A 15,442-nucleotide genomic window follows, 5' to 3' on the forward strand; every position below is an offset into this window, starting at 1 on the left:
CAGGCCGATGCGGGCGCTGCCACTGCTGGTCCTGCTCGTCCTCCTCGCCGGCTGCTCGTTCCGCTCTCCCGACGGCGGCAACGCACCCAGCCAGGTGCGGGAGTTCACCTTCGTCGCACCCGGCGGGGAAACCCGGCTGACCTACGACCCGCCCCAGACCCGCGGCCAGGTCACCGGGCTGTCCGGGGAGGACCTGATGAACCCGGGGCAGCAGCTCGGCCTCGACGACTTCCCGGGGCAGGTCGTCGTGCTCAACATCTGGGGGTCGTGGTGCGGACCGTGCCGCGAAGAGATCCCCGACCTGCAACTGACCCATGCGCAGACCCGCGAGCGTGGCGTCACCGTGCTGGGCATCGACGTGCGCGACGACCGCCAGGCCGCACAGGACTTCCTACGCGCCCGAGAAGTGGACTACCCGTCGATCTTCGACCCGGCCGGACGCTCACTGGCCGCGCTGCGCGGGTTCCCGCCCAACGTCGTGCCCTCGACGATCGTGCTCGACCGTCGCCACCGCGTCGCAGCGGTCTTCCTCGGCGCGGTGCGGGTCAGCGAGCTGCGGCCGGTGGTCGACCGGATCGCCGCCGAGCCCGTGGCCGAGCCGGGGCCCGGGCCGGTGCCCGGGTCCTGATCACCCATGTTCTACCGTCGGTAGAAGCGGCCCGCGCGGGCAGGAAACGGGCGAAGAGGCGAGGACAATGCCAGAGACAACGGCGACAGCGGACGGGCCCGGGACCACACCGGCCGCGGGCGTCCGGCGCTACGACATCCAGGTCGGAGGCATGACCTGCGCCGCCTGCGCGAACCGGGTCGAGCGCAAGCTCAACAAGCTCGACGGGGTCAGCGCCTCGGTGAACTACGCCACCGAGCGTGCGCGCGTTGACTGTCCGGAGGGGGTCGATCCCCGCACCCTGATTGAGCAGGTCGAGCGGGCCGGGTACACCGCGCGGCGGGTCGACGACGTCCGCGAGGCCGAGGCCGAGCCGGCCGACCGGGTGGCGGACCTGCGGCGCCGGCTCGCGGTGGCGGCGGTCCTCGCCGTGCCGCTGGCCGACCTGTCGCTTGCGTTGTCGTTGTTCCCCGAGCTGCGGTTCCCGGGCTGGGAGTGGGTGTGTCTGGCCCTGGCCGCTCCGATGGTCGGCTGGTGTGCCTGGCCGTTCCATCGCGCGGCGTGGAACGGGCTGCGTCACCGCACCTCTTCGATGGACACGCTGGTCTCCCTGGGAGTGCTGGCCGCCACTGGCTGGTCGCTGTGGGTGATGATCCGCGGCGGGCAGGTGGAGCCCGGGCTGGGCGCTGGGTGGGCTGCGCTGACCCGCACCCACGACGCGCTCTACCTCGACGTCGCCGCGGTCGTCATCACCTTCCTGTTGGCCGGACGGTTCTTCGAGGCGCAGGCTAAGGCCCGCGCGGGCTCGGCGATGCGGGCCCTGCTCGCCTGGGGCGCCAAGGAGGTCGAAGTCCTCCGGGACGCAGCCTCGGTCCGGATTCCCGCCACCGAGCTGGTGGTCGACGACGTGTTCCTCGTCCGCCCGGGCGAGAAGATCGCTGCGGACGGGCGGGTCGTGGAGGGCCGCTCCGCGGTCGATACCAGCGTGGTCACCGGCGAAGCCGTGCCCCGCGAGGTCGTGCCCGGCGACGACGTCGTGGGTGGCACGGTCAACGCCGGTGGCCGGCTCACCGTGCGGGCGACCCGGGTCGGCGCGGACACCCAGCTCGCCCGGATGGCCCGCATGGTCGAGCAGGCGCAAGAGGGCAAGGCCGCGGTGCAGCGGCTCGCCGATCGTGTGTCGGCGGTCTTCGTGCCCGCCGTCGTCGTGCTCGCGGTGGCGACCCTGAGCGGGTGGCTGCTGGCCGGGCAACCGGTCGCCGCGGCGGTGACGGCGGCGATCGCCGTGCTGATCGTGGCCTGCCCGTGCGCGCTGGGCCTGGCCACCCCGACCGCGATCCTGGTCGGCACCGGCCGCGGCGCCCAGCTCGGGGTCTTCCTCAAGGGCCCGCAGGCGCTGGAGTCCACCCGGGCCGTGGACACGATTGTGTTCGACAAGACCGGCACCCTCACCGAGGGCCGAATGCACGTGGCCGAGGTCCATGCCGGCGAGGGTGTGACCGGTGAAGAGCTGCTGTGGTTCGCCGCCGCCGTGGAGCAGGCCTCGGAGCATCCCCTGGCGGCCGCGATCGTCGAGGCCGCGCGCAGCACGGGCGCCGAGGGGACAGCACCGCAGGTCACCGAGTTCACCGCCCTGCCGGGTCTGGGGGCCTCGGGGACGGTGCAGGGCCGGCAGGTGCTGCTTGGCCGGGCCCGGTTGCTGCACGAGCGCGGCGCCGAGATCCCGGCCCAGCTCGACGCGCAGCGGTCCCGGCTCGAGGAGGCTGGGGCGACCGTTGTGCTCGTGGCCTGGGAGGGACAGGCGCGGGGCGCGCTCGCGGTAGTCGACAAAGTCCGGGAAAGCGCCCCTGCGGCGGTGGCCGCGCTGCGCAGGCTCGGGCTCGAGCCCGTCATCTTGACCGGGGACAACGCCCGCACCGCGGCCGCGGTCGCCGAGGTTGTCGACATCGACGCCGGGGCCGTCGTCGCCGAGGCGCTGCCCGAGGACAAGGTCGCCCACGTCCGCCGGCTGCAGGCGGCCGGACGCAGCGTGGCTGTCGTCGGCGACGGGATCAACGACGCCGCCGCCCTGGCCACCGCCGATCTCGGTATCGCCATCGGCCGCGGAACCGACGCGGCGATCGAGGCCGCCGACGTCGTGCTTGGCCGCGAGGACCTGCTCGTCGTGGCCGACGCGATCGAGCTCGCCCGCCGCACCCACCGCACCATCCGCTGGAACCTGGTCTGGGCGTTCGGCTACAACGTTGCCGCCCTGCCACTGGCCGCCGCCGGCCTGCTCAGCCCGCTGATCGCTGGCGCGGCGATGGCGCTGTCCTCGGTGTTCGTGGTCTCCCACAGCCTGCGGCTGCGCCGCTTCCGACCCGAGGCCGCCACCCCGTGAGCGCTCGCATCTGGGCCGGTATCGGGGCCACCGCCCTGGCCACCGCGCTGCTTCTGGCCGTCTGGGCTCCGAGCCTGTCGCAGATCTACGGGTACGCCGATCTCGGCCCGGTGGTCAACGCTGGCCTGCCGCTTGCACAGCTGGTCGCGCTCGGCGCGGCCGCCGTCATGGTGGGGAACCTGCTCCTGGCGGCCGTCTTCGTCCCCGGCGAGCCGCACGGCAGCGTGTCTCCTACCGGTTACACGGCGCTGCTCGCGGCCCGCCCGGCTGGCGTGCTGCTGGCACTGGCCGCCTTCGCCGTCGCCGCTCTGACCGCCGCCGAGACCGCCGGTGTGGATCCGGTCGCCTACCTGACCCGCCCGGATCTCCTCGCCGCCGGACTGAGCGCGGTCGAGCCCGCCGCCGGGTGGGCCGTCCTCGCCGTGGTCGCAACCGTCGTCGCCCTCGCGTCGCGATTGGTGCTGTCCTGGCGCGGCGCAGTCGGCCTGCTACTTGTCCTGCTGGCCGGACTCGCGGTACCGCCGATGACCTCGGTCGGCAACGCCGAGGAGGCCCACGACTGGTCGGGCGACGCCGCGACTCTGCACAGCCTGGCTGCCCTGCTGTGGCTGGGCAGCACCATCGCGGTCGTCCTGCCCGCATCAGGGCGCGAAGCGACGCCGAGCCTGCTGCGGCGACACCACACCATCGCCACCGGTGCCCTGGTCGTCGTGACCGGCTCGGCGGTGGTGCCCAGCCTGCTCGCCCTCCGCCCACAGCAGATCCTCACCACCGGCTACGGCCTGCTCGTCATGGCGAGTGTGGTCGTCACCGCGCTGCTGGCCTTCGCAGGTGTCCGACTGCGCCGCCGCTGTGGAAGGGGAGGCGCCGGGCGCACCGCGGCCGTCGAGCTCGTGCTGCTGGGCCTGGCGGCCGCGGCCGGGGCAGCCATGAGCCGGCTCGTACCTCCCGCCGACGACGGCGCAAACGCAAGCCGGCTCGTCTTCTTCCTGGGCTACGAGCTACCCGGTCACATGAGCGTCGCGGACCTTGCGCTGCGCTGGCGGATCGACCTGATCTACGCGCCGCTCTCGCTCGCGGCGGCGACCGCCTACCTGTGGGGCGTGGCCCGGCTCTGGCGCCGAGGCCGCGTCTGGCCGTGGACGCACACCGCAGCCTGGCTCGCCGGCTGCACCACCGTGCTGCTCGCCACCTCCTCCGGCATCGGGACCTACGCCACCGGGGTGTTGAGCATGCACCTGCTGGCTCACGCGCTGCTGTCGGCCATCGCCCCGGTACTGCTCGTCCTCGGCCACGGACTAAGCCTGCTACGTGAGGCGTCGCCGCAGCTCGGCGCACGATTCGACGCCCTACTCGACAGCACCCCGCTGCGGGCGGCCCGCCATCCCGCGATCGCCTGGTGCCTGGTCGCCGTAACGTTGTTCGGCCTCTACGCCACAGGGCTGTTCGGTGCGATCGTGCTCGACCACTGGTCACACCCGGTCATGGACGCGGTCACGCTCGCCACCGGGCTGCTGCTGTTCTGGATCCTGCTCGGGCGCCAACCCGGCAACGCCGGGCTGCCTGCCCTCGGGCGACTGGCCATGACCTTCGCCGTCATGGTGCTGCACGCCGGCTTCGCGATCTGGCTGCTCAGCCGCTCGACCCCGATCGCGCCGACCTTCTATGGCGCGCTGCAGCTGCCGTTCATCCCCAACCCCATCGCGGACCAGCGACGAGGAGCGGTCCTGACCTGGGTCGTCGCCGAGCTCGCCATGATTGCAGCAGTTGCGGTACTCGCCCGCCGCTGGAGCCGCGCGGCCCATCCCGACGGCTCCCCCCGCCACCGCCCGCGGGGGAGATGACCGCGGCCGGCTCACCGTCGATGCAGGTCGGGGAGTATCAACTCCACGACAGCAGTGAATCCCGGTCCGGCGAACCACTACCCCGTACCGGTTTGCTGATCAGGGGCCCGGACGTCTCGTGAGCTCTCCCGGAGACCCGCCTCCTCGGATTCCCGGTCGACCTTGATCGGTCGCGACAACCACTCGTCGTCTCTGGCCTGTGGTGAGAGGTAGTCGTCCCGGACCAGCCGCAATCTGACGCCGTGGCGGCGGGCCTCCCGTTCCCCCGGCAGGGGGCGGCTCTTCCACACGGGGAACCTCCTAGCGAGCACGAAACGGACGAACGTGTCACAAGGGTCTCGCTGCGAGGGGCTGCCCGCCAGGGGGCTGCCCCTACCCGAGCCCTGGGTGCCGTTCAACCGCCCAACCGACGAGAAGCACAGCGACGGCTCCGGGCCCGTCGACGGCTGTGGAGAGCGCCTACTCGACGGCGTGTACCGGGCCGTGTGGGTCCACGCAGTGGTCGTCGGCAGGCCCGGCTTCGGCGTGGTCGACCTGCAAGGTGGTGTGTGCGAGCCCGTGCTGGTGGCGCAGCACCTGCTCGATCTCCCGCTGCACGTCGTGGCAATCGCACCCTGGCCGCACCAGCACGTGTGCTGACAGCGCCGGCTGTCCTGACGTGATCTCCCAGACGTGCAGGTCGTGAACCTCAGCCACTCCGGGCAGGCCAGCGAGCTGTGCGCCGAGCGCGTCGGGATCCACCCCGCGTGGTGCCGCCTCCAGGAAGATCCTGCCTGAGTCACGCACCAGGCCCCACCCGGCCTTGAGCATCAGTCCCGCGACGACGAGAGCGGCAAGCGCGTCCGCGCGAGCGAAGCCGGTCAGCAACACGACGATCCCGGCCACGGCCGTGGCGATGAACGCGAACAGGTCATTGAGGATGTGCTGGAAGGCGCCCTCGACGTTGAGGCTGGTCCGGTTGGCACGGCTGATGCACCACGAGGCCGCGATGTTGACCACGATCCCGATCAGTGCCGTTACCAGCACTAAGCCGCCCTCCACCGGAGGCGGCGAGATCAGCCGGTCAACGCCCTCGTAGACGAACCACACTGCAAGCAGCAGCAAGGTGATCCCGTTGGCCTGCGCCGAGAGGATCTCCGCCCGGCGCAGACCGTAGGTGTAGCCGCCGCGGGCCGGTCGAGCAGCCAGGCGAATGGCCACCAGCGCCAACACGATCGATGCCGCGTCGGTCAGCATGTGGGCGGAGTCCGAGATCAGGGCGAGTGAGCCCGACAGCAAGCCCACGATGAACTCGCCCACCATGAACACGACGATCAGGGCTAGTGCAAGGCTCAGCCATCGCCGGTCTGCGTTGACGCCCACCCCCTGCCCGTGCCCGTGTCCGTGCCCGGCCTGGGGAACTGAGCTGACACCGCCCCCACCCTCATACTCCGTCACCCCACGAACGTATTAGCTTATGCGCATGCAAGCAACGGCTGGCCTGCTCGTTGCCGCAGCCATGCGGCCTCAGCGTCTCTTCAACTCACCGATCTAGGCTCCGCTCGTGACTCGAGCGCCGGTGGGCCGTCAGGGCGCGCTCCTCATCGAAGCTGCGCCTTATTCCGGGCTCCGGCGAGGGGTGGTGTCGCGTCGGGCGGCCCTGGTGACGGCCCTCGTGCTGCCGACCGGGGTGCTCACCCTGTGCTGCTGCAGCGTGCGCCCTGCCACGACCGCCTCTGGCAGCTCTGGCAGCTCTGGCAGGACGATGACTGCCACCGCAACCAGCGCCGACCAACCCCTGCGCAGCATGGGTGCGGACGGCCCCGACGGGGCGGCGATGAGCGCAACGGCATCGGTCGAACACCGGAGCGCCCCCTCTCGTGCCGTGGTCGGGAACACCGTCGACGGCCAGGCCGGGCAGGTCGTGCCCACCATCCAAGCCGCTGGATGGCACGGTGCCCGGGAGACGACTTCGTCGGGCCGCGACCACCGAGCTGATCAGCAGGTCGCGACCGCGCCTCACTGCGACACTCACCGGGCCGCACTCGAGGCAAGCCCGGGACCGCCCCCCCGACAGCTCGTCGCGGAGCCGGCCGCGCCCGTGGCCAGCCTGCCAGCCCCGGCCGACGAGCGGACCTCCTCCACGGCCCCCCGAGCTCGGGGATCCTTGCTCGGGCAGAGGTCCTTCTCCCTGCCTACGCGCTGCGCGTCATGCGGACGTAGGCCGGCCCGCTCTTCGGCTGTCCCTCCACGCGCCCCGTGTGGCCTGCTGATCAGGCGCCAAACAGACGGCGGCTGCGCCCACTCGTGAGACGTTCGGCGTCTCCTCTCTGCCCGGCAAGGTGACTGAGCTTGTCCTTCCTGAAACGCGCCGATGCCCCACACCCGAGCCTCGACCTCCCGACCGAACGGCTGCATTCCCGGCCGTGGGGGAGCGACCACGAGCCGGCCGCAGGCCAGGACGGGGCTCCGCCAGCCCGGGCTGGGCTGACGTGGTGGGTACTGGCCATCGCCGCCGCGGTGGCCGTGCTCTCAGTGGTGCGTGCGTTCGCGCCGATGACCTCCTACCCGGGAGACATCTGGCGTCAATCCGACACCGCCACGATCGCCCGCAACTTCGCCACGAACGGGATGAACATCTTCTTCCCGCAGATCAACTGGGGTGGTGCGGGCCCCGGCTACGTGGAGACCGAGTTCCAGCTGATGCCGTGGCTCACGGCCGCGACCTACCTCGTGTTCGGGGAGCACATCGTGCTGGGCCGGCTGGTTTCGCTGGCGTTCATGCTCGTCGCCGCGGCGGCGTTGTGGGGTGTGGCCCGCCGGCTGCTCCCTGCGAATGCGGCCCGCTGGGCGCTGGCGGCGTTCTTCCTTTCTCCGGCCTTCATGCGTTGGGGCACGGCGTTCATGCCCGAGGCGACCGTGCTGGCGTTCTATCTGCTCGCGCTGCTCGGGTTCTGCCGCTGGCTTCAGGAGGACCGCCCGGTCTTCTTGGTCTGGGCCGCGGCTGCGACCTCGACGGCGGCGCTGGTCAAACCGACCTCGCTACACCTCGGGCTGGTCATCGCGCTGTGGGTGGTGTTCGCGGCCCGGGACCGGCTGCGTCGCCCGTCGCTCTATCTGGCCGGGCTCGCGGCGCTGGTGGTGCCGGCGCTGTGGCTGCGCCACGCTGCGTCGCTGTACGCCACCTACGGCAACACCTTCGGCGTCATCTCCGGCGGCGACAGCAAGTGGGGCAGCCTGTCGTTGTGGCTGAGCTCGGCCTTCTACTTGGGCAACCTGCGCACCGAGACGCTTTTCATCTACGGGTTCGTCGGGCTCCCGTTCGCGGTGCTCGGCGTGGTGTGGCTGCGACGTCAGCGAGGTACGGCCCTGGCGCGGAGGCTGTCGCCGTTGCCGCTGCTGGCTGCCGGCGCGATCGCGCTCACGCTCTACTACTTCGCCGCGGGCCGTTACACCAGCACCGACCTGGGCATCCAATACCACGTCTACTCCCTGCCCTACGCCGCGCTCGCCACCGGTACCGGAATCGCCGCGGCCCTCAGCTGGGCGCGGGCACGGCTGGCTCGGGCCGTGGGCGTCGGAGCCGGGGTGACGGTGGCCGTGCTGCTCGGAGCGCAGGCCGTCAACGTGTTCGCCCAGTCGCTGCACGACCGCGCCGGGGTGTTCGGCACCTGCGCGATTGAGCTCGACGCCGTGTCCACGCCCGCCGATCTGGCCCTGGTCAGCACGACCAGCCGCACGGTCGAGGACGGCGTCACGAACAACTACCAGGAGCCGGTCGTGTTCTTCCTAGCCGACCGCAAGGGCTGGAGCCTGCCCGCCGATCGGCACAACCCCGAGGAGGTGGCCCGCCTGCGCGACGCCGGCGCCCACTTCCTCGTCATCGGAGACCCGCAGCTCGTCCCTCCGAACGGTCCGCTGGCCGCCTGGCTGGCCGACAACAGCCAACAGGTCCGCAGCATCGAGCGGAACGGGTGCGCGGTCTGGGACCTCACCTGACCGTGAGGATGGCGCTACTGGCCCGGTGATGGTGGGTTGGTGCAGGACGACGGTGGGTGTGGCCCTTCGCACGCCATCGTTACCGTTGCAGCGCAGGTGACAAGTCGGGGGCCGGCTCCCCACAGCATGGGGGTTGGCCCTACGGCCCAGACAGGCCGGGCGCGGGATTCTTCTGGTGAGCGATTTCCCGGTGGGAGCTCCGGAAACTCGCTCAACGTCCAGGGACCAACCGGGGCAAGGCCGCTGGACAACATGTAGTCCGCCCGGGGGCGATCCAGTCCGCCCCTGGGCGGCTCGCATGCGCGAAGTGGAAGTCGGTCAGCCCTGGGGCTGGCTCGCCGCCGCACTACCTCATCGCCTGGGTTGTTCCCCGTCGGCCGCGGCTCGCGGGGCGGCGCTTCCCGCCGAGAATCGCCCCACCGAAGCACGTCCACCCGTGCGACGATACTCAACGCTAGTTTCCGGAAGCGCGCTAACGTATGACACTCTCGTCGCCTAGACAATCCGCCGGGTACCTGTCTCCGACTTGAAGAGCTCGTGCAGCGAGCCGAGGCGGACCCTCCGGATGCCAAATAGCTTCCGTAGAAGTTCTACGGTCCTAAACAACTTGGCGGGCTCTCGTGTAACGAATCGAGATCGTCGGCGGCCATCAGCACCGCGGCCAGCTGGCCGTGCCGGGTGATGGTGACGATCTCGTGGGTGGTCTCGGCCTCCTCAACCAGGGCCGAGAGCTTGTCCTTGGCCTCACCCAGCGCTACGTTGCGCACCCGGCCAGTCTAGCCGAACTTCTGCCTCGCACTGGCCGTACTAGTCGGTAAGGCGACGTATTCGTGGGTGACGGATCATCGCTGGTGAAGTGTGGTGCTGACGTAGCGCGCCCAGTCCGAGCCCGCTCGTTGGGCGTGCTTCATGGCCGTGGCGGGGCTGATGCCGAGGGCGTCGGCGAGAACCTGGGGCGGTGCTTCCCGGACGAGTTGTTGCCAGGTGGTGTTCCGGGCGGCGCGCACCGGGATCCCGGCGCCGCGCAAGGCGGCGAGCAGGGTCGTGCGGCTGAGGTGCTCGCCGGGGACCTGACCGGGGAACAGCCATCGAGACTGCGCATTGGCTGCGGTGTTGGTGTTGGCGCGGTGCTCGAGGTGAAGACGGATCAGCGCCGCGAGCTGCTCGGGAACGGGCACCCACTGCTTGCCAAGGCGAAGCCGCAGCTCCGGTGAGGAGGCGTCCGATTCGGCCAGGTCGGCGAGGGTTAGGGCGACGACCTTCCCGGCGGGCTGCCCAAAGAGAGTGATCAAGCAGCCGGCGATGCGGTAGGGGAGTGCCAGCTCGTCGTGGAGCAGCAGCGAGCGGATGATCTCCAGGCGGGCGTGTTCACCGATCAGCCGCGGGTTGTCCTTGTCCCGGCGGGGGAGTTCGAGCTTGCCGGTGAGCCGCTGCGCGCGACACCAGTAGAGGAACCGCTGGACATGTTCACGGGTGCCTGGCCCGCCGGCGTGCCAGGAATCGATCTCGTGCTGGGACAACTCGGCCAGTGTGATGCCGCGCCGGTCGAGCCAGCCCAGGAACTCGATCGTGACGGTGATCGACTGCTTGGCCCGCAGGACCGGGCCGGCCTCGACCGGCCCGTGCTCGGACTGTCGGCGCAGATCGCGCAGATGGTGCCAGCGGGCGAAGCGGTCGAGCAGCTGCTTGTGCTCGGGGTGATCGACCCGGGCGAGGGTGTCGTCGAGCCAACGCTGGAACGTCGCCAGCCGTCGATCGCGTGGCGGCAGGGCGTGGTGGGTCACCAGGAGCGCGCGCAGATACTCGACGGTGCGGCCGGCGGGCAGCGCGTCGAGGGCCTCGTGGGACAGCTCGATGCTGCCGGTGCCCAGCCCGCGCAGCAGCTGTCCGACCTGCGGGTTGGCCCGCATCCAGGTCACGCCGCTGTTCGCCCGGGGCATCGAGCAGAGCGCCTCGGCCATCGGCTGCAGCGCCGGCGAAATCTGGCCGTCCGGTCCGGCGAGGTGGTCGTGGACCATGTCGCGCAGCAGGCAACGCCAGCAGGTGGCGCCCTTGGCGAGCCAGGCTTCCTGCCCGCAGCCGGCGCAGGTCAGCATGAGCGGAACGCCGCTGCAGCGCAGACAGGCCGGCTCCCCGGCGGTGTTGAGCCCGGGAACCATGCCGGTGTGGCCGCAGTCGGCGCAGACCCCTTCGCGGCGACGGGCGGCGTTGTAGCAATAGGTGCAGATCGGCCCCTCGGGCCAGCGCGCGGCGAGCTGGTAGCACTGCCCGCAGCGCGTGCACTCCGGCCACCGGTCCGGGTCTGGTGCGGTGCTGCGAGCTCGGGGCTTGCGCGGCGGGCTCACCCTCCGCCGCCATCTCCACCATCGCCGGTGTCGTCGTCGAGGATGCGGGCCCGCTCGGGTTGGAACTCAACCGGCATAGCCACCACGCTGCCGGCTCCGCCCTCGCCTGCGGCGGCCTTGGGAGCCTTGGCTGCGACGACGTGCGGGGTGATCAAGTCGTTGGGGGAGCAGCCGAAGATGTCGCAGAGCGCCACGAGCGTCTTCATCGATAGCCGCTCGGGCTTGTCGGTGACCAGTCGATAGACCTGGGCCGCGGACAGCTTCACTCCCCGTTCGGCCAGCAGCGGGACGAGCTGGGTCGTCTTCCACAGCTGGTGCGCGGCCATGAGTTGTCGCAGGTTCCACTGGAAGTCCAGTCGGCGACGTGCGGGCATCAGAGCTCTCCCGTCGTCGCAGGGCCAGTCGCAGGTTCCTGCTCGGCGCCTCGAGCGTTTAGCGCCAAAGCGCGGCCGACGCTGGCATCGAGCACTCCGCGCAGCGTGCGGGTGCGGAAGTCCGAGGACACCGAGGTGTAGAGCGCGGTGGTGGAGGCGTAGGAGTGGCCGACCTGTTGCTGGACGAACAGCGGGTCGTAGCCGGCCTCGAGCAGGTGCGTCACGTAGGAGTGGCGCAGGCAGTGCAGGGTCAGCTCGGGCGCCATCCCGAGTGCGTCGCGGTAGTCGGCGAACCGGGCGCTGAGCTTCTCCTTCGATAGACGGCCGGAGCGCTCGGTGGGCCACAACGACGTGCTCCGCGCCGCGGTGGGGGACAGCTCCCGGCACTGCTCGACCCACTGCGTGATCACTCGGACCGACCAGGGGAAGACCGTGAGCACGCTGCGCCGCTTCGGGGTGCTGCCTTTGCCTGCCTTGCCCCAGCGGACGTAGAGCACCCCGTGCGCGCCGAACTCCGGGGCATGCGGGTTGGTGCCGAAGTCGGCCAGCTCGAGCATCGCCGTCTCCCGGCGCCGCAGCCCCCAGGCGTAGGTGGTCTTCAACGCCGCTGCGTCGCGGACTGCGGTGAACCAGCCCTTGTGTCCGCTGCGGCGGGCCTGGTCGACCTGCTCGTCGGCGTAGTCGAACAGCCGCTGCAACTCGGCCTTGGTCAACGCCCGCCGCCGCGGATCGCCCTCGGTTTCCTGGACATGGGCGGCGGTGTTCCACTCGAAGCAGATCTGCGCCGGGTGGGACCCGAACAGCCGTTCGCACACTGCGGTCCATTGATAACGCGGGTCGGCGGCGTAGCCGCAGAACAGCCGGATCGCGCCCTGGTAGCTGCGCACTGTGGACAACGCGCAGCGCTCGCCGCGCAGCTCGGCGGTGAAGGCCTCCATCTCGGCGGGCCGCCAGTCCCACGGGAACTCGTTGGTGAACCGCTGGAACCGCCGCACCACGGCCAGGCGCCCGTCCACGGTGCTGTGGTGCAGGTTGCGGCTCAACTGCTGATCCCGCCAGCCGGCGAGCATCGCCTCGAACACCTGCTCGTCGGGGCGCAGCAGCCGCGAGGTGCCCGCCAGGAACAGCTCACCAGCCAGACCGGCCGGACCCCGCGGACCGTGCGACGAGTCCGACATAACGACCTCCGCAGCGACATCAGCGAACGACCCACGATGCGCGAATCATGCATCAGATGATTGATTTCTGGCAACAGCGCACGTCGAGGCGCGGGTCAGGTCGTCACTGCGGGCCGCTAGCGTCCGACGCGTCGCGCTCACTCAGGCCGTGGACCTGCAGTTCGAAGCAGGTCTCACCGCACGGTGACCAGTTCATGCGTCCACTGCAACTGGTCGTCGTTTCTAGCCGATAATCTACCTTATGACAGTTTCGCAGCTAGAAGGCAGTTCCTTCCCTCCCCTGATGCGTCTGTGCTGGTGGGTCGCGAACGAGCTCTGACTGCCGCGCCGGACCGCGAGCCGGTCGGCCCTCAGCCGGATGAATCGAGGCCGCTCAACAGGCACTTGAGTTTGTCTATGCCGCTCTTGTCCTCAAATTGCCACCAGTGAACTAGGATTCGCCATAAGGATTCGCCAGCCTCGATTGGATTACGTGGCATAACAAACGGAATCCCGGGTAACACGCGGTAGGGTCCGTGTGTGGACGAGATCGCCTTCGACACCTCCGACTATGAGCTCGCGTGGCCAAGGGAGGCCTTCGTCCACGAGTTACGGGGTCTCGTCGCGGTGAACCCGTCGACCACCAGGGTGTACTACCAGCTTCTCTCCGAAGCGTTCGTGGGCGAGGAACCGGGCCGTGCGTTGCGACGGAACGACCCCGCCCGTCCCTACAGCTCGCTCCAGAGCGAAGCGTTCCTCGCTGCGCTGCTGGCGCACAGCGGCGAGCTGCCGGCGCCGTCGGTACTGCGACCGTACTGGCCGACGCGTCAAGGCCGAGGCCCGTGGCGCCTGACGCGTGAAGATCTCTACCGGCGCTTCGCTCAGCTGATCGCGGACATGCGCCGAGACGGGTACCTCGATAGCGCGTTCGCGGAGCCCTGCCCCTCCAGCGAGGACGGGCCGAACGAGCTCGGCAGAACGTCGTTCTCGCCGAACGGATGGGGCGTCGTGACCTATGGCCGCTGAAGCCACAGCGCTGGGATGAGGACACCTTCTACGGGCTGATCGAGGCCTTCCACGATCTGGTGGCCCGACCTCGGCTGAGTGACGGCTGCCCCGACCGCCGCTGCATCGGACACTTCTCGCAGTTCAGTACCGAGACGGGGCGGTTGATCTACCGGTGGCAGGTCAATCACCTGCTGTCCTCCGCCGACGACCCCTTCCGGCTCGCGATCACCGGCGAGGACATGGGCCGGCTCGTACGAGCCGTCGACGAGGCACGCGGCGATCTGGTCGACCGGGTCACGCACGCTGCGGCGGAGGACGTCGCCCGCCGGGTCGAGCACGCCATCTCGCTGTTCCGGCGCCGCGACACCACCGAGCACGACAAGCGCTCCGCCGTGATCGCACTGGCCGGGATCCTCGAGGAACGCCGCGCCCTCGAGCGCGGCCTGCACCCCGAGTCGATCAACGACCTGGTGCACGCCGCGACCGCGCGGGCCGAGCTCGCGGGCGGGCCGTACTCCGCGCACTCGCTGCGCGCCGGGTTCGTGACCTACTCCCACCTGCGCGGGGCCTCTGGCCGAGCGATCGCCCACCAGACCCGACACCGGTCCCTGGCCACCCTGGGGGCCTACGTCCGGGTCGAGACCGCCTGGGAGGACAACGCCGCGACCCAGCTCGGGTTGTGAAGGGGTGACCGATTGAAGGGGAACCGCGATGGCTGCCGATCGTGGCCATTGACCCGCGCGACCGCTACGACGGGTCAGCTCGATGCTCGAACTTCGGCGCGTAGCCGGCGCGGACCAGGTGCGCCAGCGCGGCCCTTCCCCTCGCTCATCACCGGTGAGATAGGCCCAGCCTGCCGGCTCTATCCCTCAACGCAGGCCACCACCGGCGCCCCGACGGTGGAGCAGCTGCGCGCGATCCTGGAGCGCTGAGTAACACCACTCACCGCCAGTTCGGCGGTCCGCCTCGGGCTGTGTGAGGGAAGCACCGGTGGCTGGCTTCGGCTGGAACACCCGCGGCGTACGACCGACGACGCCGTTCCCGCTGCCCGCCGTGCGCTGACAAAGGTCGAGCCGCAGCGTCTATTCGATCGCCTGGATGACCTCAAAGACCGCGAGCGTGCTGCTTGAAGCTCCCAGCGGGGACCAGGTCTTCGACGTAGGCCCGCCGAGGGCCCCCGGCACCGCCGCCAGCCCTTCAGCACGGTGCGGACCGCCCGAGGACCTCGTCGGGCGTGCCGTCGACGACACCCTCGGCGTGGTGCGGCATGCGGGCGAGGTTCCGCGGGGTCGCGACGGGCTTCTGCCGCATCGCGCGCAGGTACTCCAGCGACCGTGGGGTGAGGCAGCCGATGAGCGAGATCATCAGCAGCAGGTAGATCGCGGCGAACCAGGGCGTCGCGAAGATCTCGAAGGCGCCGACCCGGTCCAGCAGCGGGGCCAGCCGCGGGTAGTCGGCGAAGTACTGGTCGACTACCCGCGGCTGGTTGAGCGACCGCTGCGCAGCAGCGCGCCCGGCAAACCCGGCGCAAGGTGAGCGTTGGTGCGATTCATCGCCTGGACGCGATGGGTCGTTAGCCCGGCGATTTGCTCGAGTCGGTGGACTGAGAAGGCGGAGTGAGGCCCCAAGGCAGGGGTGGGAAGGGTCAGGACCACCACAGCGGCGGCCCTGACCCTGCAAATGTCAGACCCGTCCCTGAGTGGGGGCGGCCAGGGTCAGGCCCGACGGCTGGGGAGCGGTACTGGTGAA

Annotated in this window: 12 protein-coding genes; 6 read left to right on the forward strand and 6 right to left on the reverse strand. The window is 70.5% G+C overall.

Annotated features, from left to right (window positions below; genetic code table 11):
• Positions 1-7 precede the first annotated feature (7 nt).
• From ACL02T_RS10125 to ACL02T_RS10135, 3 genes are all read left to right on the forward strand, one after another.
• Entirely contained in the window at positions 8-628 is a 621-nt protein-coding gene (locus ACL02T_RS10125; RefSeq protein WP_412830376.1) for a TlpA family protein disulfide reductase, read from the forward strand.
• 67 nt (positions 629-695) lie between these two features.
• Entirely contained in the window at positions 696-2,987 is a 2,292-nt protein-coding gene (locus ACL02T_RS10130) for a heavy metal translocating P-type ATPase (RefSeq protein ID WP_412830377.1), read from the forward strand.
• Positions 2,984-4,831, forward strand: coding sequence for a cytochrome c oxidase assembly protein (locus tag ACL02T_RS10135; protein WP_412830378.1), 1,848 nt, complete (start codon positions 2,984-2,986; stop codon positions 4,829-4,831). The genes ACL02T_RS10130 and ACL02T_RS10135 overlap by 4 nt, the downstream gene beginning before the upstream one ends.
• 459 nt (positions 4,832-5,290) lie before the next feature.
• On the opposite strand, the gene ACL02T_RS10140 is transcribed toward ACL02T_RS10135, so the two are convergent.
• On the reverse strand, positions 5,291-6,193 hold the full coding sequence (locus ACL02T_RS10140) for a cation diffusion facilitator family transporter (RefSeq protein WP_412830379.1): 903 nt from the start codon (positions 6,191-6,193) through the stop codon (positions 5,291-5,293).
• A gap of 1,137 nt (positions 6,194-7,330) precedes the next feature.
• Here ACL02T_RS10140 and ACL02T_RS10145 point away from each other — a divergent pair.
• Positions 7,331-8,809: an ArnT family glycosyltransferase gene (locus ACL02T_RS10145; protein WP_412830380.1), complete on the forward strand. Its 1,479-nt coding sequence runs from the start codon at positions 7,331-7,333 to the stop codon at positions 8,807-8,809.
• A gap of 590 nt (positions 8,810-9,399) precedes the next feature.
• Here the strand turns inward: ACL02T_RS10145 and ACL02T_RS10150 are convergent.
• The 4 genes from ACL02T_RS10150 to ACL02T_RS10165 form a co-directional block, all read right to left on the reverse strand.
• The gene (locus ACL02T_RS10150) at positions 9,400-9,576 is read right to left on the reverse strand and encodes a type II toxin-antitoxin system Phd/YefM family antitoxin (protein WP_412830381.1); all 177 of its coding nucleotides are present in this window, start codon (positions 9,574-9,576) and stop codon (positions 9,400-9,402) included.
• Positions 9,577-9,651: 75 nt separating this feature from the next.
• Positions 9,652-11,154, reverse strand: a complete 1,503-nt coding sequence (locus ACL02T_RS10155; RefSeq protein WP_412830382.1) for a hypothetical protein — start codon at positions 11,152-11,154, stop codon at positions 9,652-9,654.
• Positions 11,151-11,528, reverse strand: coding sequence for a helix-turn-helix domain-containing protein (locus ACL02T_RS10160; RefSeq protein ID WP_412830383.1), 378 nt, complete (start codon positions 11,526-11,528; stop codon positions 11,151-11,153). Before ACL02T_RS10160 ends, ACL02T_RS10155 begins: the two co-directional genes overlap by 4 nt.
• The gene (locus ACL02T_RS10165) at positions 11,528-12,706 is read right to left on the reverse strand and encodes a tyrosine-type recombinase/integrase (protein WP_412830384.1); all 1,179 of its coding nucleotides are present in this window, start codon (positions 12,704-12,706) and stop codon (positions 11,528-11,530) included. Before ACL02T_RS10165 ends, ACL02T_RS10160 begins: the two co-directional genes overlap by 1 nt.
• Before the next feature lie 519 nt (positions 12,707-13,225).
• On the opposite strand from ACL02T_RS10165, the gene ACL02T_RS10170 reads away from it, so the two are divergent.
• Complete coding sequence (locus tag ACL02T_RS10170) at positions 13,226-13,711, forward strand: hypothetical protein (protein ID WP_412830385.1); 486 nt, start codon at positions 13,226-13,228, stop codon at positions 13,709-13,711.
• Positions 13,684-14,376: a site-specific integrase gene (locus tag ACL02T_RS10175; RefSeq protein WP_412830386.1), complete on the forward strand. Its 693-nt coding sequence runs from the start codon at positions 13,684-13,686 to the stop codon at positions 14,374-14,376. The genes ACL02T_RS10170 and ACL02T_RS10175 overlap by 28 nt, the downstream gene beginning before the upstream one ends.
• Positions 14,377-14,890: 514 nt before the next feature.
• Here ACL02T_RS10175 and ACL02T_RS10180 read toward each other — a convergent pair.
• Positions 14,891-15,373: a cytochrome c biogenesis ResB family protein gene (locus tag ACL02T_RS10180; protein WP_412830387.1), complete on the reverse strand. Its 483-nt coding sequence runs from the start codon at positions 15,371-15,373 to the stop codon at positions 14,891-14,893.
• Between the last annotated feature and the right edge of the window lie 69 nt (positions 15,374-15,442).

Origin of the sequence: Pseudonocardia oceanicola (assembly GCF_047200735.1) — a bacterium.
Classification (GTDB): Bacteria; Actinomycetota; Actinomycetes; order Mycobacteriales; family Pseudonocardiaceae; genus Pseudonocardia.

Coding starts and splice junctions, on each gene's coding strand:
- ACL02T_RS10175 (WP_412830386.1), top strand. CDS start 13,684: ATGGGGCGTCGTGACCTATGGCCGCTGAAGCCACAGCGCTGGGATGAG.
- ACL02T_RS10160 (WP_412830383.1), bottom strand. CDS start 11,528: ATGCCCGCACGTCGCCGACTGGACTTCCAGTGGAACCTGCGACAACTC.
- ACL02T_RS10165 (WP_412830384.1), bottom strand. CDS start 12,706: ATGTCGGACTCGTCGCACGGTCCGCGGGGTCCGGCCGGTCTGGCTGGT.
- ACL02T_RS10125 (WP_412830376.1), top strand. CDS start 8: ATGCGGGCGCTGCCACTGCTGGTCCTGCTCGTCCTCCTCGCCGGCTGC.
- ACL02T_RS10130 (WP_412830377.1), top strand. CDS start 696: ATGCCAGAGACAACGGCGACAGCGGACGGGCCCGGGACCACACCGGCC.